Consider the following 19,379-nt stretch of genomic DNA (forward strand, 5'->3'; position numbering starts at 1 on the left):
TAAATCTATATTAACACTAATTGCTTTGTACGTTCACCCAAATTTTGGAACGACATGCACTCCTCGGCGAAATATGTTTTAATATACCAAAGGAGTGTGATTTCAATGGACATCAAATCGTTTCTGTACCCCAAGAATGAGGTTTCCTACCTTGTGACATCATCGAATATGAAGGATGCTATGGATAAATTAGAGGCAAGCCACTATACCGCCATTCCGATCCTGGACGAAAAGGGCTTATATTTCGGGACGATATCCGAGGGAGATTTGTTATGGAAAATGAAAGCCACCCCCGGCCTCTGCTTCGATAATATGCACGAAATTCCGGTCGTCTCCATCAAAAAACGGCTGAAGGTCGAATGCGTGGAGATCGGCGCCGATTTGGACGATATGCTGGCGCTAGCGGCTGATCAGAACTTCGTTCCGGTCGTAGACGCCGATCGCGTTTTCCTCGGCATTATTCGCCGCAAAGATATCATCGCATACTATACCCGGAATATTCGGGACTAGTTACAAAGACAGCAAAGTCCGCCGGTTCTTGACCGTCGGACTTTGCTGTTATTTTTGTAAAATGAAGCTGCCCTCTTCATGAAAGACAACCTGAAAACCGGCATACTGCAATTCTTCCCGTAGAGCCTCCGCTGTTCGATGTCTTCGATGTGGAAGCCACCATTCTCCATTGATCATGACCGCTGCGGCACCGTAGGCTTCGGGGTCTTGTATCTTTTCATATACGATCCCTGTGTCGGAATCATAATAGCTGTTTTCGTAAGTCCGAATTCCATTGAATATGGCAGAGGAAACGATATAGTACCCTGAAGCCTTTAACCCAGACGATACAATCGAAAAAAGCTTCGCTCGATCCTCGTCCGTAACAATACTTTGTAAGCAATAGTTATCTAGGATGAGATCATATTTTTTATCGAGCCCCGTTAGCTCTAGTAAATCTTGAACTCGGAAGTTTATCCCCGGATTCCTGCCAGCGGCCATTTGTATGGCGGTCGGAGAAATATCTACCGCATCCACCGTGAAGCCCCTGTTCGCTAAATAACAAGCCCCCGCACCGGTCCCGCAGCCATACTCGAAAGCCTGTAGTCCAGACTTACTAAGATCAATCATTGTGAACGCTCTGTCTAAAAAGGGGCGCATCATAAACTGATCAAAGCTGTAGCTCTTAGGATCGTGAAATTCGTCCCAAGCGGAAATGTTTTCCGACTTCATTAGTTGATATGTATCTTCATGCTCATCGAAATAGTATTTTTTCATTGGTTTGTATACCCCCCCTCGTTCCCTTAGTGTTGTTCTCTAATAATAAGCCCCCGGTCCATTCACACGGCAGCTTGATCGTACTATTCCATTTTCAAATCCCACACTGACGTTTAAATTCAAAAATCTCATCCACTGCTTGACGATACCCGCCTGAGTTTTGCAAGGATTCCCTAATGTGAGCGACCGCTTCGTTGTAAGAGGAGCTGCTCAACACTTGATCCACAGCGTCACGCAGCTGAGTGGCAGTCAAGCTTTGCATCTGTAAGCGAATGCCTGCTCCGATCTTGGCGACCTGCCCGGCGATGATCGGCTGATCCGCGCTTTGTGGGATAACAATGAGCGGAACCCCGTAATAGAGTCCTTCATGGGTACTATTCATACCGCCATGGGTAATAAATAGTTTACTATGCTGCAGAACATCCATTTGCGGAACATAATTTTTCACGATGAAGTTACTCGGCACATCCCCTAAATCAGTGACCTGAGTTCTACTCCCAATCGACAGGACAACCTTATGCTCCGTGTCCCCCAAGGCCTCAAAACAAAGCTTATAGAAATCAACGGCTTGGTTAAAAACGGTGCCCAGTGAAATGTAAATGGGGTGTTTCCCCTGGATGGCCGTCAAGTCGAAGCTTTCTGCTGCGAATCGCGGTGAAATAGAGGGGCCTACAAATTTATACGTGAGGTCGAACGCTTCTCCATTCGGTTGAAACTCCCTGGTTGTATACACGAGGGTAAGCATCGCAGGATTACAGAACACTTCGTAGGGAGAATGGATCTCCACATCATATTTTTCCTTCACCGATGCCGTCAGGCGTTGAAATTGATCGTAGATCGGCTGCACCATTTCTGCAGGGACGTTCAGGAAAAGGTCTTCCAGCATGGCATCGAATGAAGCTTGGCTCTGTGCAAAAGAAGTACAGGAGCTGATCGCCGGAAGCTTAAGCATCTGGGCTAGAATCCGTCCACAGCCAAACATGGAATCATGGATGATGTAGTCAAAATGCTCCCCCTGGATCTGTTCCAGCACGCTTGGGATGACGATATCCGCCGTAAGCAGCAGGCCGTTGATTCGTTCGAGCACATAATTTCTTCCACCTGAGATAAACGCTTGGATAAACTTTTGACCGTCCAGCGTTCGAACAACAGCACCAGTCTGCTCAATCCGCTCCCGAAAAGCTTCCATACAAAAGTACACAACCTCTTCCCCACGCGCGATTAGCTCTTGTACGACTCCAATCGTGGGGTTGATATGCCCCTCAGATCCAGCATTAATAAATAACACACGCGCCATTCCTTCTATCCCTCCTTACGTTAATCATAGTATAATACTTGAAAAACTCAAACACCTTGAAAAGTCAGGAGATTCGCTATGTGGAGCCGCTGGTCACAGCACGTCAGACCTTATTTGTTTACTCTATTATTACTTTCCTTCATCGCAACTGTAGCATCCGGAGAGACCGCTTGGATCAAGTATATAGAAGGGATACTAGCTCTCCTAAGCTTCGTCCTGTCCTTCCACGCCGCTAGACGCATGTTTCAGATTGTAGGCAGCATTTTTATCACAGCGGGGATTGCCTGTCTGCTCTGGGCGCACGTTCCACTGCAAAAGCTTCCGCTTCTGCTGACCTCCAACGTCATGCTGATCTCCCTTCTGTATATGCTGCCGTTTGTTAACCACGCCATTCGGGTGGGGGGATATGACCGGCACCTTAGCCGATGGCTTCAAGTGAAGGGCGGCCGGCTCGATACGCTCTTCGTACGCTCACTCATCGTCAGCTACTGCTTGAGCCTATTCCTGTTCTTCGCTGCGCTTCCTTTGATGAAGCGGGTGCTGGGCAAATACTTGGCTGACGTGGAGGAGTCGACGGCCAAGCGCTTCATGGCCTCCTCCATTCTTCCCGGCTTCGGTATTGTGGCGGTATGGAGCCCGGTAGAGCCGCTCGTCGCAACGGCCGTCCTGCTGACCGGCGTCTCCTATGCGAAGCTTTTTCCCTGGATGTTCGCCTTCTCGCTCGTCCTTCTCGCATTGGGAAGCTTGCGGGGCTTAGCCTATCGCCAAAAAGGAGCCCTGGAGACTGCAGCAGCCTTGGGCAGCAGCTATGAGACACGACCAACCCATGCTCCGTCTTGGAGTCATACGTTCCAGTTTTTTATCGCACTGGCCATCTTGATAGGATCAGCCTTTCTGGCGCACTCCATCGTTTCGGTCTCCTTTTTCACGGCGATGACGCTCATTCTGCTGCCCTTCTCGATCCTCTGGGCGGTAATGAAACGTCGGTTCAACCGCTTTGTAAAGATCAGCCGAAAAAAATGGCAGGAAAACACCGATGGACTCCGGCATCTGCTGGTCCTGTTCTTATCGTTCGGATTTTTTAACGCAGCAATTGCCCAAACCCCGCTATTCACCTGGTTGAGTGGTCCCGTGCAAGCCATTTCGGCCTGGCCGGTGTTGTTATACATTTGTATTGCGGTTCTCTTCTTGGTGCTGCCCGTGCTCGGTCTTCACCCGCTGGTGGTGATGAGCGTGATTGGGTTATTTCTCCCGCCTGTGCTGGAGGTGATCTCCCCGCTCAGCATCGCCGTGGTGATGATCATCTGCAGTCTGGCCTCCGCCTTTATGGGCACATTCAATTCAACGGTTACGATTATGAGCGGGCTGCTTCAGGTAAACCCATACCGGATTACGTTATGGAATTTGGTCTTTGGAGTCGTCTTTGCTGTCGTCGGGGTCATTGCAGGGCTTCTGTTGTTGTAATATGCGTTATAAAAAAGCAAGCGACCCTTACCAGCAGTGGATGCGAGGAGTGCCGCTTGCCTTTTTTCATCTTGTCGGTAATCCAGTCTTTCTTTTCTGGAGGGATCGGGCGATGGCAAGATTACCGAGATCGAGATGATTGCCGATCAGGCACGCCTAGGCCAGCTCGATTTAGCTGTTTTGAACGAGGGATGGGTGATTGGTTATTTTTTCCGATGCAGGCCAAACTAACTTCATCACCAACACGACTGGAGTGGAAGTTATGACCGCCTCATCTTGGAAAGAAGAACGCGCAAATGCCATCAGCCACGGGATCGGTGCTCTGCTTAGCGTTGCCGCCTTCGTCTTTTTACTCAAGCACTCTTTGAAAGACGGGGGAATATGGCACATTGTCAGTTTTTCAATCTTCGGATTGTCCTTGATTTTACTTTACGCTTGCTCTACGCTCCTGCACAGCGCGCGGGAAGAACGATGGATTGATTTGTTTGAGCTGATGGACCATGCAGCCATCTTCATCTTGATTGCCGGTACCTACACTCCTTTTTTGCTGGTTACCCTTCGGGGACCGTTTGGTTGGAGCATGCTAGGGATCGTGTGGGGTTTAGCGCTCGTAGGGGTGATCTATAAGCTCTTTTATGTTAAGTCGCATCAGCTAATGTCCACCTTATTTTACATTCTCATGGGTTGGCTGATCCTGGTGGCCTTGGGACCGTTGAAGCAGCAGCTGCCTGCACCCGGGATGTTCTGGCTCCTGCTGGGGGGCGTGTTGTATACGTTCGGAACGATCTTTTATTTGTGGCGGCGGATTCCATATAGTCATGCGATCTGGCATACGTTTGTGCTCTGCGGAAGTGTCTGCCACTTTACGGCGGTGTATTTTTATGTCCTGCCTTGGCGGGGGTAGAGCCATCGAATGAAAAATTTTCAAATGCACAAAATAACCAAGCAATGAATAATTCATTCGAAGGGAAGTGTATCGTTGTGGCAAAGCGAAGAGCTCGTAACATTGCGTCGATTCTCGGTTTAGCGATCGGATTGCCGGCTGCAATTGGAACCGTAGGTTACAAGATCATGAAGTACCGAAAAAGTGTCATGTCCAAGAACATCAAACGGCGTATACACTTTCAAGGGTTCTAGTAACGGCCAACTTGACCACATGAAATCCCCTACCTAAAGAGTGAACGAAGCATTGTACAGCACCAAACGCATGAAAAAAAGGGTATCCCTTAAACCATGAACATGGCTTGAGAGATACCCTTTTGCAATTAGGGCCGTGAAATTTATACCGTAATCACCTCGAGCCCTCCATCGCGAAACAGCTTAATGGTTTCTTCAGGCGCTTCACTACCGGTAATTAAGGTATCCACAGCACTATTCGGGGCCACCGTATGGAGGGAGAGCTTCCCGAGCTTGCCGTCGTCTGCCACGACGATGATTTTTTCAGCGGCTTCAATCATCCATTGCTTCGTCGGAACCAACTGCGCCTCCGGATGCATCAGCCCATGCTTGGGATGAATGACAGGGATGCCTAGAAACGCTTTTTGAACATGCACCGATCGTAGTACGTGATCTGTGAACATCCCATTAAACATATAGCTGGAAGGATATAGCTCCCCGCCCGCCAAAATCACCTTAATCCCGGGAGCATCCCGAAGCTCCATGACAATATTCATGTCGTTAGTCACCACGGTAATATTGCTGCGATGAACTAAATTTCGGGCGATATGAAGCGTCGTTGTCCCCGAGTCGATGATGATATGCTCTCCGTCTTGAACCAGACTTGCAGCGGCCTTGCCGATTCGCATTTTTTGATCCAATTGATGGGAGGCTCGTTCATTAAATGCAGGCTCATCATTGGTCCACTGATCAATGGTTACCCCTCCATGCGTCCGCTTCGCCAGCCCTTTTTGTTCAATCTCCTCCAGGTCGCGCCGAATCGTAGCTTCGTGCACGTCAAATTGCTGGGCAAGCTCGGCAATCGTTGCGACACGGTGTTGCTTGACGTACTCCACAATGCGAATTTTTCGTTCAGCCGCTAGCATTTCTTGATCCCCTTATATGCTCAATTTATTAATCATTTATGCTCATTTAAGTGTTTTAGCTTTAATTTTAAACCTAGCATATTCCATGCATTGAATCAAGCCATTCGGTTAGCCAGATAAAAAAGCCAACAATGAAAAAAGCCAGCGTCAACGGCATCCGATACGTGACGCTCCGTACCCGGTAGATGATCCATGTTTTCCAAAAGACAATCAGTACCAGCGCCGTCAGCCACCAGCGAAAATCAGGTATATAATGATGGGTGAAAAAGTTCAGATAGATGGCTCCACCTAATACTCCCGCAGAAGCCAGCCCCGGCCAACCGATCATGTCCATCCGCAGTCTGCGCCAAATCTGGCACATAAAGCTCGCTACACTGGCATACATGAATCCGCTATAGAGCGGTACGCCGAGCAGCTTCGTATACCCGGGCTCGGGGTACGACCATGATCCCATCCTGACCTTATACATTTCCAGCAGCAGCCCGATCAAATGAAATACGCAGATCACTTTAATCTCATCCAGGGTCTCTAGCCCACTTCGATACATGAGGCACTGCACTGCAATCAGGATGACGAGGATGGCATCATAACGGTAAATGAACGGCATCTCCAAAGCGCTGGAAAGCGCCAACGTCCCAAAGATCGCCACAGGAAACAAACAGCTCATTGCTTGATGATAGCCAAAATGCAGCAGTTGGATGATAGGCCTCAATCGCGTGCCTCCTCTCCATACGTACTTCTATAGGATTGGTATATGTCACGGTCAAACCTGATTATTACGATCCATCCCATTTCGTTGTACAAAGCCATGAAAGGGGCTTTTCATCTTCATTTAAGGAAAGATTTAACTGGCCTTCAGCTTAGCTTAAAAGTTTCTTCACATCCTCGTCGTAAGCTACAGGTGTAGAGAAAATTCCACAAAAAAAGGATGGAGAGAAATCATGAAAAAACTAAACCGCCCTGTACTTACCGCTGCGATCGCTACCGCAATCACCTTTGGAGGAAGCTTCGCCGGCTTGCTGCCGAACGCTTATGCCGACGAGGCCCCAGCTGCCGCCGCAAGCTCAAGTTCAAGCTCAGAAACAAGCACCCCGGCCACGGTGACCGACCCGCAAGCGTTGGCGAACAGCCTTCAAATCAACCTGTATCTGGATCGCCTTGCCACATTCACCGACATCGCCGCCAATATCGACAGCGATTCAGGACAAAGCACCGCGCTCGACGCCGTAGCCTCTGGGCAAACGCTGGAGCAATTCGCCATGAGCACCGGCGCGTTCACGGGCGTCAGCGATTATTTAAATAAGCTTGAGGCGCTGACCAACGAGAACGTGGATTTCGAGCTTAACACCGGGAATCTTACAGCAGATCAAGCGAACGCAATCAAATCCTACACCGACGGCGTGATCGCTAAAGCTGTAGTGTCCACGACTTACGTGGAGCAATAAAATACGATAAACTCAAACAGCTGCAGGCTAGGACTGGAAGATTCACAGTCTTAGTCAGCCGCTGTTTTTTGCTTTATTTGTAATTTCAACTTAACACCACCGTGTCATGTATTGAATATGCTGAAGGTAGGCATTTATCCCATGTACGCATAAGGAGTGTTTTAAGATGAATGCAAAAGAAAGCCATTTTTTTGCGCGCGGCAATACGGCACATGGAGCCCATTTCTTGTATTTTTCCGCCTTTCAGGGACTAGAAAAGCTCATCGTTCTGACTGGTCCGAGCGGTACGGGTAAATCTACTGTTCTTCGCAGCATAGCAGATACCTTGCGGGGTAATGGTCAGCATGTACAATGCTTCCACTCCCCGCTTCGTCCCAACGAGCTGGATGGCATCATTGCAACCGAATTGAACATCGGAATTCTCGACGGCGATGTATGCGAAGGAATTCCAAGCGCTGGTGAAAGCCTTTCCATCCATTTCGCGGAAGCGATCGACTACCAGCGTATTTCCTCGGAGGTCTTGAAACAATCTCAGAGCTTAATCAAAAGCTCACTGCGGCTTATTCCAAAGCTTACGAGTCGTTCTTAACCGCTCTGCGGATTCATGATGAGTGGGAGAAATTCTATATCGAGAGCATGGATTTTGAAAAAGCAGACCAGGTTACGCAGGAATTGATTCAGGATTTATTCGCTGATCATGGCTGTGATAAACAGACAACAGGACGTCACCTGTTCTTCGGAGCGGCTACGCCAAGAGGCGCGTTTGATTTTATTCAAAGCTTGACCGTAGAGCTGGATCGGCGGATTTTCATCAAAGGAAGACCCGGCTCGGGCAAATCGACGTTGCTTAAAAAGCTCGCTGCAGCGGCAGAAAACAAAGGAATTGAAGTTCAAGTGTATCACTGCGGCTTCGATCCCAACAGCCTGGATATGCTGATTTTCCCGCAGCTTAGCACCGCCATCTTCGACAGCACCGCACCGCACGAATACTTCCCGGATCGCTCCGGAGATGAAATTCTGGATATGTATGAACGCGCCATGACACCCGGTACCGACGAAGCCTATGCCAATGAATTAGCCGGCATTAAAGAGCGATATTCAGCCAAAATGAAGGAGGCCACCTCCCATTTGGCCGTCGCCGAGGCCATCGATTCTCAGATTAAAGCGTTCTATACGGCAGCCACGAATTTTTCCGTGGTGGAACAATTGCAATCGAAGCTGGAGCAGCTGCTCGGCTTGTAATAGAAACAACCAAAGGGGCGCCGAACTCATGTTCAGCTCCCCTTTAATTTTGGTCACACCCTAAAAAAACAATCCTCTCTCGTATATCTTAGTATCAGTTGCAACCGAAATTTAAACTAACAAGGTGGTCTTCTATTTGAATCATGAGCATGAATTAAAAAAGCTACATATTCTCACAAAAAGCATTCTGACTGGTGTGCTTGTACTCAGTGTAGGAACGGGGAGCGCGTTTGCTTCAGATGACGCATCGATGACTTCGCCCACAGCTGTCTCGGCGAACCAGGCAGCAATAACGAATTCATCTTCTGTAGTCAATACGCAGACAGGGACGGCAGCCGATGCGAAAGTAAAAACGCCGGAGCTTCTGCCGGGTGATTTCTTTTATTTTATAAAATCCGCTTATGAAACCATTCAAATGGCTGTCGCGGTTGGGGACGTAAAGGAAGCCAGGCTGCTGGCCGTCTTTGCACAGGAGCGACTTGCAGAAGCACAAGCGTTGCTTGCGGATGGTAAAACCGAAATTGCCAATCAAACGCTACAAAAGGCTCTCGTATCCCAGCAGCAATCGCTCGACAAGTTAAATAAAAGCACGAGCTCTGGCAGTACATCGGGGACGGGGCAGACCGCGTCATCGGGTGCAGAATCAACGCCTGCTTCGACTCCGGCTCAGAACATGACGGCTTCACCGGCAGCTAGCCCTATTGCTCCCGCATCGGATGATGATGAGGGAGACAGTCCGGTGGCTGAAGTAAAGGATCCGAAGCAGGTTCTTAAGGTTAAAACGGATCTGCAGCATAACATTGTCGCACTGACCGCTGCTTTGGAAAAGGTGAAAAATCCGAGGGCACAAATGGCGCTTCTGAAAAATATTGAAAAGTCATTTGGGCATTTGGAGAAGAAGCTGTCGAAGATCGAAGGCAAAGCAGGATCCGTTTCTCCTACTGCTGCAGCTGTGACAACCAGCGTACAGATGATCCAAACGGAGTCCCAAGCCTTGGTTGAAGAGAAAGCCGATTCAGCTGTGAAGTATTCAACCGAGGATAAGGAAAAGTATAAGGGGCAGGCTGCAATCCAGGCTGACTCCGTAACTACAAGTGCCGATCAAGTCGAACTGAAGGAGCATAAAGAGAAGCTCGACAAAGATGAAAAAACACACGAGACGAAAATGCAAGAAAAGGAGAAGCAAGAGCGCAGACACCAACCCGATAAAAACAATGAAAAGCACGGAAATAACGAAAAAGGCAATGCGAACGGCAAAGGAAACAACCATTAGTTACATAAGCCAAGAAGCCCGCAGAAACGCGGGCTTCTTGCTTTTCTCAGCTTATTACTCGCTGCACGCGTGGAACAGGGCGATTTTGGCAAACATGTCCTCGAGGGTAAACCTCGAATCGACATAATTGTACACTCGAATCATTCGCTCGTTCTGGTAATGCACATAATACATATCCTTCGTAAACCGCGGTGCCGGTTTCAGTTCGAAGTGGTACGCATGATCGTCCAGCAGCAGGTGGATCGCCGGGGAATCGCCGAGCGCCCACATCTCCCCCTTGGGAAAACGCGGATTGCTTGCGCCCGCCTCGTTGACCTCCAGCATTTGCTGGAACAAGTAGTGCCCGATCTCGCCGTAAGGACGCACCTTCAAGGCCAGCTCCGCCAAGCTGGTGCGGATCGTCGAGTACACGTCGCGTGGCACCTGCCACAAGTCGATCGGCGAGGCCATGACGACATTGGCGGCATCGATGTCATTGAGCAGGTTGAACTCGCGCTCACCCTTCGGCCATTGGCCGCCGCCAATCCAGAGAGCCGTGAAGCGGCCGGCAATCGCAGGCTCGGCCAGATAGGCGCTAGCCAAATCTGTCAATGGGCCGAGAAACACCACATACAATGGCGTCGGATCGTCCGCCAACGCTTCGCGGATGATGAGCTCCGCTCCCTCCGAGTGCACAGGGGTGGCCTCATCCGGCATAGCACGTTCTGCCCCCTTGTACAGCGCCACCTTACTTGCCATTTTCATCAGCGACAAGACGTGCTCACACTCGCGATAGCTTTCCAGCATCGATTCGTTCGTGCGATGGGTGCCAAAATGAGCAGCGATGATGCCACGGATCTTAAAGCGGGGTGTCAGCAGCGCATGAACGATCGCAAACTGGTCGTCCGCTTCATTTTTTGCGTCGGTGTTGATGATGAGTCGAATCTTCTTTTGCTCCGGAACATCGTAGGGCATGTAGTAGTGCATGCAGCAACCGCCTTTCTTCATCAAGGGAATGTGAATGGCAAAATCCATCTATTCATAGTACACTGAACATAATTTAAAGCGGTTTCGGCTACTCAAAAGGGGAGTTTTTCAACCATGAAAATGGAAGACATTGCGAGACTCGCAGGCGTCTCCAAATCGGCGGTTTCCATCGCGCTTAGCGGCAAACCCGGAGGAGAGCCATGAGGCCAGCGGCTTGATCCTGCTTGGAACGAACCTGACCGCAGCGCAAATCCAGCGGGTCGCCAGCAGGCAGCCTTATCTAGTGGTACTGGATACGTGCTACGAAACGCTCCCGCTTCATTTCATCGTAATGAACAACATTATGGGCGCCTACCAGGCGGCTCGCCATCTGCTCGAGCTCGGACACCGCCGCATTGGATATGTGCAGCCCCACTCCCGCATGTACAACTTCGATACCCTGAAAAAAGGGTTCATGACCGCCCTGGAAGAGGAGGGCATGAGCCTTGACGCAGAGCTTCTGTTTGGCGCTTCGCCCACGGTCATAACCGTGCAGCAGGAGCTGAAGGAGCGCTTTGCCGCTCTGGGTGCTCGAATGCCATCGGCCCTGTTTTGCGAGTTTGATTATATCGCGATTAGCGTCATCAAGACGCTGGCCGAGCTGGGCCTCCGCGTACCGGACGAGGTATCGGTCGTCGGCTTCGACAATATCCATGAAGCGACCATCGTTACTCCCGAGCTGACTACGGTTCACGTGGAGAAGGCGAACATCGCCGAGCTGGCCGTTTCCCAGCTGCTCTCGATGATTAGCGGCCCTGGTACGATCAAGACCAAATCGTTCATCGATACGCAGCTAGTGGTGCGAAATTCAAGCCGAGCACTTCATGCAGCTTCAGGAGCCTTAGCATGACAAATAGAAAGACGACCTTCATGCCCGGATTTGGGGCCAAAGGTCGTCTTTTTTTACTTCCAGAACCAAAACATCAACAGCAGCATCGTAAATCGCACGATCTCGTACGAGGTGTCGACGGCTACAACCAGCCAGCTTTTGAACTGCCACACTTTCTTGCCGACCGTAAAAGGAAGCGTATAGCCTGCCGTAAGCAGCATCGTAAACCCGAACGCACCCGTCAAGCTGTTCCCATCATACCCAAAGGCTTGTCCTCCGGCCTTCCAAAGCTCTAAGCATACCGCGAAGGCGATCGAGGTCACGAATGAGACCATAATATAAATGACAAACGATTGAATCTTGGTGGATTTGGAGACGGTATCCTCCGACAGGCTGGTCTTGCCATACATATCCCTCTGATACGGCTTAGCCCAAATAACGGCCATCCATAAAAAGCCTAATACCAAGGACAAAATCCCCGAAACGAAAACCGCTCCATAATTGATCGAACTAAGCAACATCTACTATTCCCTCTCTTCTGCTATGCGTATAAACGAAACCCTTAGGTTTCGCATTTAGATTATATACAACCATTTGGTTTCATGTCAACAAGTAAAAAACCGACCCCATATGGCTCAGGATCGGTTGGTTTGGTTCTAATTGCGTAGTCTAAACATCATCATAAGCCTGCTCAATAATTTGCAAGTAATCGTCGCTGCTGATCGGCCTGACATTGCTTGGCGTGGAGTTGTTAGTCAATGCCATTTCGGCGATTCGCGCAAAATCCTCTCGGCGGACGCCAGGCAGCTCCCTAAGCTTCGGGATTTCCAGCTGACGTGTGAAGTCACGCACTCCAGCGATTAATTTCTGAGTGGCCTGTTCATCCGAATCCAGGTTTGTGGCAAAGCCCATATGACGGGCCATCTCGGCATGAATCGCTTGCTCAGCTTGTGCGTTGAATTGCAGCACATAGGGCAAAAATACTGAGTTCGCCACCCCGTGCGGGGTATCGTACAATCCTCCCAGCGCCTCGGCCAAACAGTGAACAGCGGCGACATCGCTGGAGCCGAAGCATAGGCCGGCCAGCATACTGCTCTCCAGCATGGCGAATCGAGCCTTTTCGTTGTCTCCATCGCGGAAAGCTGTAGGCAGAGCAGAAACGATCGTTCTCATTGACCTTGCGCCGAGCGCCTGCGAGATCGGATTGGTCACCTTACACGAATAGCCTTCGATGGCGTGCACCAACGCATCCACACCTGTAGCGGCCGTAATCGCCTTTGGCACGGTAAACGTCAGCTTAGGATCGAGCACGGCCAGCAGGGGACGCAATGCGGCATGCTTGAGCGTCAGCTTCCGATGCGTGGTCGACTCGGTAATCACCGAGGATCGGGTCACCTCCGAGCCAGTCCCTGCCGTAGTCGGTACGCAAACGATGGGAGCGATGTTGACATACTTTCGTATCCCCTCGACATACTCCAGCGGTGTCCCCCCATTAGGGCCAAGTAAGGCGATCGCCTTTCCGGTGTCCATGGCGCTTCCGCCGCCGATCGCAACGACAGCCTCCAGCCGCTGCTCGACAAAGAGCTTCGCTCCAGCCAGACATTCGGTGTCCCGTGGATTGGGAGAGAGCGCATCGAATAGCACGGTGCGATACCCCGTCGCCTGGAGCCGCTCCAGAATCGGCTGAACGATCCCAGCCCTGACCACACCCGGATCACTGACCACTAGAATGGAAGGTCCGATTTCCAGTGACTTTAATAAATCAGGCAGCTCCTCCGCTTTGCCTAGTCCCATTTCAATCTTGGTATTGCAAAAGTAACTAAAGTTGTCCAATGTCCTCATGGCTCCTCTCTTCGGGCTCTAGCGCGGGTTTTCCGCTTTGCACCCCTCCCGCAGCCCCTGCCCCGCGCTGCAGCGCTGCTTTTCCGCTTTGCACCCCGCGCGCAGCCTCTGCCTCGGGCTCTAGCGCAGGTTTTCCGCTTTGCACGCCTCGCGCAGCCTCTGCCTCGGGCTCTAGCGCGGCTTTTCCGCTTTGCACACCTCGCGCAGCCTCTTCCTCGGGCTCTAACGCGGCTTTTCCGCTTTGCACGCCTCGCGCCCCCCTGCCCCCGCGCTGCAGCGCTGCTTCTCCGCTTTGCACGCCTCGCGCAGCCTCTGCCTCGGGCTCTAGCGCGGGTTTTCCGCTTTGCACGCCTCGCGCAGCCTCTGCCGGGCTCTAGCGCGGGTTTTCCGCTTTGCACGCCTCGCGCAGCCTCTGCCTCGGGCTCTAGCGCGGGTTTTCCGCTTTGCACGCCTCGCGCAGCCTCTGCCTCGGGCTCTAACGCGGCTTTTCCGCTTTGCATCCCTCCCGCAGCCTCTGCCTCGGGCTCTAGCGCGGCTTTTCCGCTTTGCACACCTCGCGCAGCCTCTTCCTCGGGCTCTAACGCGGCTTTTCCGCTTTGCACGCCTCGCGCCCCCCTGCCCCGCGCTGCAGCGCTGCTTCTCCGCTTTGCACGCCTCGCGCACCCTCTGCCTCGGGCTCTAGCGCGGATTTTCCGCTTTGCACCCTTCGCGCAGCCTCTGCCCCGGGCTCTAGCGCGGCTTTTCCGCTTTGCACGCCTCGCGCAGCCTCTGCCCCGGGCTCTAGCGCGGCTTTTCCGCTTTGCACCCCTCCCGCAGCCTCTACCCCGCGCTGCAGCACGGCTTTTCCGCTTTGCACACCTCGCGCAGCCCCTGCCCCGAGCTGCAGCGCGGCTTCTCCGCTTTGCACCCCTCCCGCAGCCTCTGCCCCGGGCTGCAGCGCGGCTTTTCCGCTTTGCCCCCCTCGCGCAGCCCCTGCCTCGGGCTCTAGCGCGGCTTTTCCGCTTTGCACGCCTCGCGCAGCCCCTGCCTCGGGCTCCAGCGCCGCTTTTCCGCTTTGCACGCCTCGCGCAGCCTCTGCCCCGCGCTGCAGCACTGCTTTTCCGCTTTGCACACCTCGCGCAGCCTCTACCCCGCGCTGCAGCACGGCTTTTCCGCTTTGCACCCCTCGCGCAGCCTCTGCCTCGGGCTCTAGCGCGGCTTTTCCGCTTTGCACGCCTCGCGCAGCCCCAGCCCCGGGCTCTAGCGCGGCTTTTCCGCTTTGCACCCCTCGCGCAGCCTCTGCCTTGGGCTCTAGCGCGGCTTTATAGTACCTTCGTTAAAGGCTCATCCGCTTCAATCTCCGCTTTCATTCGCAGCCATGTCGTCTTCAGCTCGCCTTCCACCGTGTTCCAATCATACCGTTGGTGTAAAAAATGAAAATCCGACAACCGTCGTAAGCTAAGAAATTTCGGTATCGCTTGTAGCCACCAAGGGTCGATGGGAAGCATTTCTTGATAGCCTTTCAGAAACGAGTCGAGGAACCAGGCCACTTGGTCATCGCGGGCTCCACTGGCTTGAGCTTGAGCCTGCCGATTAAATCTTAAGATCGCCAAGTAAAGGATGATGGCGATGTCATAAGCGAACCAATGGTAGAGACAGTCATCAAAATCAAACGCCGTAACGGTGCCATCTTCGGTTACGAAAATGTTTTTGGAATGAAGGTCACTATGGATCAGTCCATAGTTCTTAGAATCGGTTGGAAGCGTATGCAGCCAACTCAGCAGCTCAGCTGCTTTTTGCCGAGCTATGGTTTCTTCTGTGGGCAAGCGCATCAGATCCATCCAGGGGTCCTCTGACCATGGCTTCCGCTTAATCTCCTTTAGAGGCAGATAGGATTGAGTAAGCAGGTGCATCTGCCCAAGAATACGTCCCCATTGGATAAAGAGCTTCGGGTTCCAGTCTTCGTCCGTGGGAATCCGACCAGGTGCTTGGGAGAAGACGGAGGCATGGTGGCCTTCGGTTACATTTTCGACCCATTGACCCGCTTTGGACGGAAAGATCTTGGGAACCGAAACACCATTTTCAAACAGATAGTTCATAAAATGCAGCTCTGCCACTGCCTCTAGCTCGCTGCGGAACTGCTGATTGGACAACCGTAAAACTCTTGCAGGGTACCCGTTTTGGGCAGGGTGCTGGTATATCTCATTCACATTGCCGCCAACATAAGCTAGTAGATTGGAATCCAGTCCAAACGCATTGGCCGCCGCTTGTACTATGAGCTCCTTCTGCATCCCGCTCCTCCTCAGCATGTCCGATTTTACAACCTTACTTATATATCCAAGCCCTCTGATTATGCCAATTCACCCGGATCGGTGTCTCAAAAAAAGAGGACAGCGTCTCATTGGTGAGAACGTCTGAACTCGCACCCTGCTCAAATACTTCCCCTCTACGAATCATTAGGGTCCGATTAAAGACGGGAATAATTTCTTCGATATGGTGCGTCACGTAGAGGATCGTAGGTGAATCCGGTTGACTAGCCAGCTGCTGAATGCTTGCCAAAAGCGCTTCCCGAGACAAAAAATCCAGCCCATTGGTCGCTTCATCCAAAATAAGCAGCTTAGGCGACGCCATTAACGCACGCGCAATTAGCAGCTTTTGCTTTTCCCCTTGGGAGCAGGTCTGGTAAGGACGATCAAACAAATGGCTGCAGCCCAATTGCTCCATCAAGATTTTTGCTTTTTCTACATCCTGCTCGGTCGTCCGTTCATATAAGCCAATGGATGCATGCTTGCCGCTGATTACGATATTTTGCGTTTTGTCGTTGCTGTAGAGCTTCTCTTGCAGCGAAGAGCTTACCCAGCCGATCTGTTTACGCATTTCTCTTAAATCGACGGTCCCGTACAATTCCCCAAGGACAGTCACCTTCCCCAGCGTCGGCCAAATATATCCGGTTATGATATTCAAAATGGTCGTTTTACCTGAACCGTTCAATCCCAACAGCGCCCAGTGATCACCTTTACGTACGGTCCAATGGATGTTTTTTAAAATCTCTTCCTTCTCTCGACGGTAAAACACTTGCTCAAGATGGACTACTTGTTCCATAGCTTATCCCTCTCTCCCTGAAAAGAAAGCCCCCATAAGAGCGTATCGTCTCAGTGGAGGCATCATGTTTTCTTGACCATTTCTTAATGCTACTACTACTATCCAAGATTAGTCAATCTCTTCCCGCCTCGTATAGCTTTTGGGCTACCAGGGCAGGTCTGGTGCGTGAGTCCGTAAAATGGTCCCCGTCACCAACAATCAGGCGGAACAGGCCGAGCCGTATGGACATATGCGGATGCCACCCGTAGCCCTCTCCCTGTGGCAATACGTTGTCCTGGTAGAAGTAGAGATAACTTTTGGGTGTAGGCAGGCTGTAGAACTTTTTCAGATCCAGCTTCTCAAAAAGCGGCTTAGCCGGCTCCGGTGCGACGCTGGTATAAAACTGTTGAGCTTGCTCCAAGCTGGCCGTATTGACGAACAGCTCTCGAAATAGTGGAAACGGCAGCATAATCGTATCGTCCCTTGAGCTGGCTCGAAGCTGTTCGAAGCCTTGCCTCGTTGGGGGAGGCAGCTCGTCGGCCAGCGACTCGCCGTCTTTGAGCACGAACGCGTCCCAGAAGACGAGGCGCTTGATGCGGTTCGGCACCTGTTCGGCCACCTTCTGGATGACGGTCCCGCCGAAGCTGTGCCCGACAAGAATTATGTCGTGCAGGTTATGCCTCGCTATATAGTCGACGACGGACTTTGTGATCATCGCATGGGTGACGTTTTTATTCGGATCGTGGCCGTGCCCAGCATATTCCGGAGTATGGACAATATGTCCAGCCTTGCGCAGCGCCGCTGCAATGCCGTCCCAGAAGTGAGCATCTGCCCACGAGCCATGCACAAGCACGAAGGTAAGCCGCTGCTGCGCCGGCAGCCGGTCATACCCGCCGTAGGGTATAGCCCGATAATCGGAATAGGGGAACCGATATATTTCGTGGATAAAAGGGAACATTGTACTGACATCCTCTCACATGGTCATGTATCAGCGTATGCCCAATGGGATTGAGGGGTGACCGGGGGCTACTGGTTGGACAACCAATGCAACAACCAAAAGAGCACTCCCCAGTAACAGGAAAGTGCTCTTCAAGCTCTGCTCTTACCACCTACGCCCTCTTCGCCAACCGACCCTCAACCAAATCCGCCATAAACGCATCGTTACCCCGGAGCTCCTGGATCAGCTTACTCCGAGCCGAGGACAGTAACTCCAAATACTTCGCTTCCCCAGCGACATTGTTCAACTCGTAAGGATCTGCGACCTTATCGTACAGCTCATCCGCGCCCTGATAATGGAACGTATATCGATACTCCCGCGTCCGAATCGACAGATGCACGTCGCTGTCCGACTCCTGGAACCGCCCTGGCGGCTTGTATTCGCCGAACCCGTTCATGTCGCCCGCCAGCTTGAACGTCTCGGACAGCACACAATCCCTCGCTGATGGCGCATCAGCATCATTCAGCTGACGGGCGAACGATACAGCGTCCGTAGGCTCATGCATCGCTACCCCGCTGGACTCCGCCAGTGTCGGCAAAAGATCATGCAGCATAACGAAGGCCTCGCTCAGCTTTCCTGCCTCGACTCCTGCATTCGCCACAATCATAGGCACGCGCAGCGCTTCGTCGTAGTGCAAATATTGCCCCTTCTCGATCAGCTTATGGGCTCCCATCATATCGCCATGATCGGAAGTAAAGACAACGATCGTATCGTCGTACACGCCCTTTTCCTTCAAGTAAGCGGTAATCCGGCCGAGCTGATCATCCATCATGGCGCAGAAGCCGAGATAATGGGCGATGAATCGGCGCCATTCGGAATCCGGCAGCCCTTCCATCTTCTTGAGATAGTGTAAGTCCTTGAGCTCCGCAGGCTTGCCGTCCATCGTGCCATGGTAATTCGGAGGCAGCTGGACCTGCTCCGGATCGACGATCGTATCGTACGGATGCGGAACAATCAGCGGAAAATGCGGCGCATTATAGGAAACAACGGCAAAGAACGGTTGATCGTCCGGGCAGCGCTCCAGCGCTTCCAGGAACTTGCCGGTCTGCCACACTTCCAGATAATGCTCCGATGGAAGCTCCGAACGGCCGCAGGGGGCCTTGCCCGGCTGGTTCAAGAGAGCAATGTCTGCATCCGTCAAATTTTCCATATGCTTCTCATTCAGCTTATAGCCCTGTCCTGCGGCATAGTCCCGATACTCCAAAATAAACCGCCCGCGGTCCTGCCCTTTGATCACCGCCGGAATGGCTGACGCATCGTCCACGCCGAAGCGCTCCGGTGTTGTCCCGGGCACATGCCATTTGCCGCAATAGACGGTATGATACCCGCCGTCGCGGAATGGCTTGATCAAACCGGCATCCTGCAAGTCCGGCCGCAGGTGCAGCCAGTTGCCGGTCACATGATGATTGTGCGGCCAAAGCCCGGTCCACAGGCTGGAACGAGCCGGGCAGCACAAGGGATACGCCGTAAAGCAGTGGTCCAACGCGACCCCGTCACGGGCAAGCGCATCCGCATGGGGCGTGGCCAGCGTGGTGTTGCCGAACACACGAAGCGTATTCCACGATTGTTCATCGGTCATGACGATCACAATATTTTTCTTCATACCCTCCGCTACCC

Annotated in this window: 22 protein-coding genes; 9 read left to right on the plus strand and 13 right to left on the minus strand. The window is 52.0% G+C overall.

Annotated elements, in window-relative coordinates; genetic code table 11:
* The first annotated feature begins 105 nt into the window (after window positions 1-105).
* Window positions 106-510 (plus strand): CBS domain-containing protein, encoded by a 405-nt coding sequence (locus FPZ49_RS04295; protein WP_144843721.1) that lies wholly within the window; start codon window positions 106-108, stop codon window positions 508-510.
* Window positions 511-558: 48 nt separating this feature from the next.
* Here the strand turns inward: FPZ49_RS04295 and FPZ49_RS04300 are convergent, their stop codons facing one another.
* Complete coding sequence (locus tag FPZ49_RS04300) at window positions 559-1,266, minus strand: class I SAM-dependent methyltransferase (RefSeq protein WP_144843724.1); 708 nt, start codon at window positions 1,264-1,266, stop codon at window positions 559-561.
* A 94-nt stretch (window positions 1,267-1,360) separates the two neighbouring features.
* Complete coding sequence (locus FPZ49_RS04305; protein ID WP_144843727.1) at window positions 1,361-2,563, minus strand: macrolide family glycosyltransferase; 1,203 nt, start codon at window positions 2,561-2,563, stop codon at window positions 1,361-1,363.
* A gap of 78 nt (window positions 2,564-2,641) precedes the next feature.
* Between FPZ49_RS04305 and FPZ49_RS04310 the strand changes: the two genes are divergently transcribed.
* Window positions 2,642-4,027, plus strand: coding sequence for a hypothetical protein (locus FPZ49_RS04310; RefSeq protein WP_144843730.1), 1,386 nt, complete (start codon window positions 2,642-2,644; stop codon window positions 4,025-4,027).
* 262 nt (window positions 4,028-4,289) lie between these two features.
* On the plus strand, window positions 4,290-4,931 hold the full coding sequence (trhA, locus tag FPZ49_RS04315; RefSeq protein WP_144844118.1) for a PAQR family membrane homeostasis protein TrhA: 642 nt from the start codon (window positions 4,290-4,292) through the stop codon (window positions 4,929-4,931).
* Between the two features lie 376 nt (window positions 4,932-5,307).
* On the opposite strand, the gene FPZ49_RS04320 is transcribed toward trhA, so the two are convergent.
* Window positions 5,308-6,069, minus strand: coding sequence for a DeoR/GlpR family DNA-binding transcription regulator (locus FPZ49_RS04320; RefSeq protein ID WP_144843733.1), 762 nt, complete (start codon window positions 6,067-6,069; stop codon window positions 5,308-5,310).
* 73 nt (window positions 6,070-6,142) lie between these two features.
* A complete protein-coding gene (locus tag FPZ49_RS04325; RefSeq protein ID WP_186445607.1) occupies window positions 6,143-6,781 on the minus strand; it encodes a DUF817 domain-containing protein in 639 nt (212 codons plus the stop codon).
* A gap of 229 nt (window positions 6,782-7,010) precedes the next feature.
* Between FPZ49_RS04325 and FPZ49_RS04330 the strand changes: the two genes are divergently transcribed.
* The 4 genes from FPZ49_RS04330 (at window position 7,011) to FPZ49_RS04340 (ending at window position 10,029) form a co-directional block, all read left to right on the plus strand.
* Window positions 7,011-7,514, plus strand: coding sequence for a hypothetical protein (locus FPZ49_RS04330; protein ID WP_144843735.1), 504 nt, complete (start codon window positions 7,011-7,013; stop codon window positions 7,512-7,514).
* A gap of 166 nt (window positions 7,515-7,680) precedes the next feature.
* A complete protein-coding gene (locus FPZ49_RS36640) occupies window positions 7,681-8,103 on the plus strand; it encodes an AAA family ATPase (protein ID WP_261381237.1) in 423 nt (140 codons plus the stop codon).
* A 47-nt stretch (window positions 8,104-8,150) separates the two neighbouring features.
* Window positions 8,151-8,756, plus strand: a complete 606-nt coding sequence (locus FPZ49_RS36645) for a hypothetical protein (protein ID WP_261381238.1) — start codon at window positions 8,151-8,153, stop codon at window positions 8,754-8,756.
* A gap of 136 nt (window positions 8,757-8,892) precedes the next feature.
* A complete protein-coding gene (locus tag FPZ49_RS04340; RefSeq protein WP_144843738.1) occupies window positions 8,893-10,029 on the plus strand; it encodes a DUF5667 domain-containing protein in 1,137 nt (378 codons plus the stop codon).
* 54 nt (window positions 10,030-10,083) lie between these two features.
* Here the strand turns inward: FPZ49_RS04340 and FPZ49_RS04345 are convergent, their stop codons facing one another.
* Entirely contained in the window at window positions 10,084-10,995 is a 912-nt protein-coding gene (locus FPZ49_RS04345) for a nucleoside hydrolase (RefSeq protein ID WP_261381239.1), read from the minus strand.
* A 114-nt stretch (window positions 10,996-11,109) separates the two neighbouring features.
* On the opposite strand from FPZ49_RS04345, the gene FPZ49_RS37250 reads away from it, so the two are divergent.
* Both FPZ49_RS37250 and FPZ49_RS04350 read left to right on the plus strand, forming a co-directional pair.
* Complete coding sequence (locus FPZ49_RS37250; RefSeq protein WP_315899159.1) at window positions 11,110-11,199, plus strand: LacI family DNA-binding transcriptional regulator; 90 nt, start codon at window positions 11,110-11,112, stop codon at window positions 11,197-11,199.
* A gap of 10 nt (window positions 11,200-11,209) precedes the next feature.
* Window positions 11,210-11,884, plus strand: a complete 675-nt coding sequence (locus FPZ49_RS04350) for a substrate-binding domain-containing protein (RefSeq protein WP_315899160.1) — start codon at window positions 11,210-11,212, stop codon at window positions 11,882-11,884.
* A 53-nt stretch (window positions 11,885-11,937) separates the two neighbouring features.
* Here FPZ49_RS04350 and FPZ49_RS04355 read toward each other — a convergent pair whose 3' ends face one another.
* The 8 genes from FPZ49_RS04355 to FPZ49_RS04390 form a co-directional block, all read right to left on the minus strand.
* On the minus strand, window positions 11,938-12,384 hold the full coding sequence (locus FPZ49_RS04355) for a DUF1761 domain-containing protein (protein WP_144843741.1): 447 nt from the start codon (window positions 12,382-12,384) through the stop codon (window positions 11,938-11,940).
* 148 nt (window positions 12,385-12,532) lie between these two features.
* Window positions 12,533-13,696, minus strand: a complete 1,164-nt coding sequence (locus tag FPZ49_RS04360; RefSeq protein ID WP_144843744.1) for an iron-containing alcohol dehydrogenase — start codon at window positions 13,694-13,696, stop codon at window positions 12,533-12,535.
* Window positions 13,683-14,054: a hypothetical protein gene (locus FPZ49_RS04365; protein ID WP_144843747.1), complete on the minus strand. Its 372-nt coding sequence runs from the start codon at window positions 14,052-14,054 to the stop codon at window positions 13,683-13,685. The genes FPZ49_RS04360 and FPZ49_RS04365 overlap by 14 nt, the downstream gene beginning before the upstream one ends.
* Before the next feature lie 228 nt (window positions 14,055-14,282).
* A complete protein-coding gene (locus FPZ49_RS04370; RefSeq protein WP_144843750.1) occupies window positions 14,283-14,969 on the minus strand; it encodes a hypothetical protein in 687 nt (228 codons plus the stop codon).
* A gap of 37 nt (window positions 14,970-15,006) precedes the next feature.
* Window positions 15,007-15,975: a phosphotransferase enzyme family protein gene (locus tag FPZ49_RS04375; RefSeq protein WP_186445608.1), complete on the minus strand. Its 969-nt coding sequence runs from the start codon at window positions 15,973-15,975 to the stop codon at window positions 15,007-15,009.
* Window positions 15,976-16,009: 34 nt separating this feature from the next.
* Window positions 16,010-16,786 (minus strand): ABC transporter ATP-binding protein, encoded by a 777-nt coding sequence (locus FPZ49_RS04380; RefSeq protein WP_144843755.1) that lies wholly within the window; start codon window positions 16,784-16,786, stop codon window positions 16,010-16,012.
* Between the two features lie 112 nt (window positions 16,787-16,898).
* Window positions 16,899-17,723, minus strand: a complete 825-nt coding sequence (locus FPZ49_RS04385) for an alpha/beta hydrolase (RefSeq protein WP_144843759.1) — start codon at window positions 17,721-17,723, stop codon at window positions 16,899-16,901.
* A 151-nt stretch (window positions 17,724-17,874) separates the two neighbouring features.
* On the minus strand, window positions 17,875-19,365 hold the full coding sequence (locus tag FPZ49_RS04390) for a sulfatase-like hydrolase/transferase (protein ID WP_144843761.1): 1,491 nt from the start codon (window positions 19,363-19,365) through the stop codon (window positions 17,875-17,877).
* Window positions 19,366-19,379 lie beyond the last annotated feature (14 nt).

It is taken from the genome of Paenibacillus cremeus (assembly GCF_007786445.1).
Classification (GTDB): Bacteria; Bacillota; Bacilli; order Paenibacillales; family NBRC-103111; genus Paenibacillus_G; species Paenibacillus_G cremeus.

Coding starts and splice junctions, on each gene's coding strand:
- FPZ49_RS04295 (WP_144843721.1), top strand. CDS start 106: ATGGACATCAAATCGTTTCTGTACCCCAAGAATGAGGTTTCCTACCTT.
- FPZ49_RS04300 (WP_144843724.1), bottom strand. CDS start 1,266: ATGAAAAAATACTATTTCGATGAGCATGAAGATACATATCAACTAATG.
- FPZ49_RS04305 (WP_144843727.1), bottom strand. CDS start 2,563: ATGGCGCGTGTGTTATTTATTAATGCTGGATCTGAGGGGCATATCAAC.
- FPZ49_RS04310 (WP_144843730.1), top strand. CDS start 2,642: ATGTGGAGCCGCTGGTCACAGCACGTCAGACCTTATTTGTTTACTCTA.
- trhA (WP_144844118.1), top strand. CDS start 4,290: ATGACCGCCTCATCTTGGAAAGAAGAACGCGCAAATGCCATCAGCCAC.
- FPZ49_RS04320 (WP_144843733.1), bottom strand. CDS start 6,069: ATGCTAGCGGCTGAACGAAAAATTCGCATTGTGGAGTACGTCAAGCAA.
- FPZ49_RS04330 (WP_144843735.1), top strand. CDS start 7,011: ATGAAAAAACTAAACCGCCCTGTACTTACCGCTGCGATCGCTACCGCA.
- FPZ49_RS36640 (WP_261381237.1), top strand. CDS start 7,681: ATGAATGCAAAAGAAAGCCATTTTTTTGCGCGCGGCAATACGGCACAT.
- FPZ49_RS36645 (WP_261381238.1), top strand. CDS start 8,151: ATGGATTTTGAAAAAGCAGACCAGGTTACGCAGGAATTGATTCAGGAT.
- FPZ49_RS04345 (WP_261381239.1), bottom strand. CDS start 10,995: ATGCACTACTACATGCCCTACGATGTTCCGGAGCAAAAGAAGATTCGA.
- FPZ49_RS37250 (WP_315899159.1), top strand. CDS start 11,110: ATGAAAATGGAAGACATTGCGAGACTCGCAGGCGTCTCCAAATCGGCG.
- FPZ49_RS04355 (WP_144843741.1), bottom strand. CDS start 12,384: ATGTTGCTTAGTTCGATCAATTATGGAGCGGTTTTCGTTTCGGGGATT.
- FPZ49_RS04375 (WP_186445608.1), bottom strand. CDS start 15,975: ATGCAGAAGGAGCTCATAGTACAAGCGGCGGCCAATGCGTTTGGACTG.
- FPZ49_RS04380 (WP_144843755.1), bottom strand. CDS start 16,786: ATGGAACAAGTAGTCCATCTTGAGCAAGTGTTTTACCGTCGAGAGAAG.
- FPZ49_RS04385 (WP_144843759.1), bottom strand. CDS start 17,723: ATGTTCCCTTTTATCCACGAAATATATCGGTTCCCCTATTCCGATTAT.
- FPZ49_RS04390 (WP_144843761.1), bottom strand. CDS start 19,365: ATGAAGAAAAATATTGTGATCGTCATGACCGATGAACAATCGTGGAAT.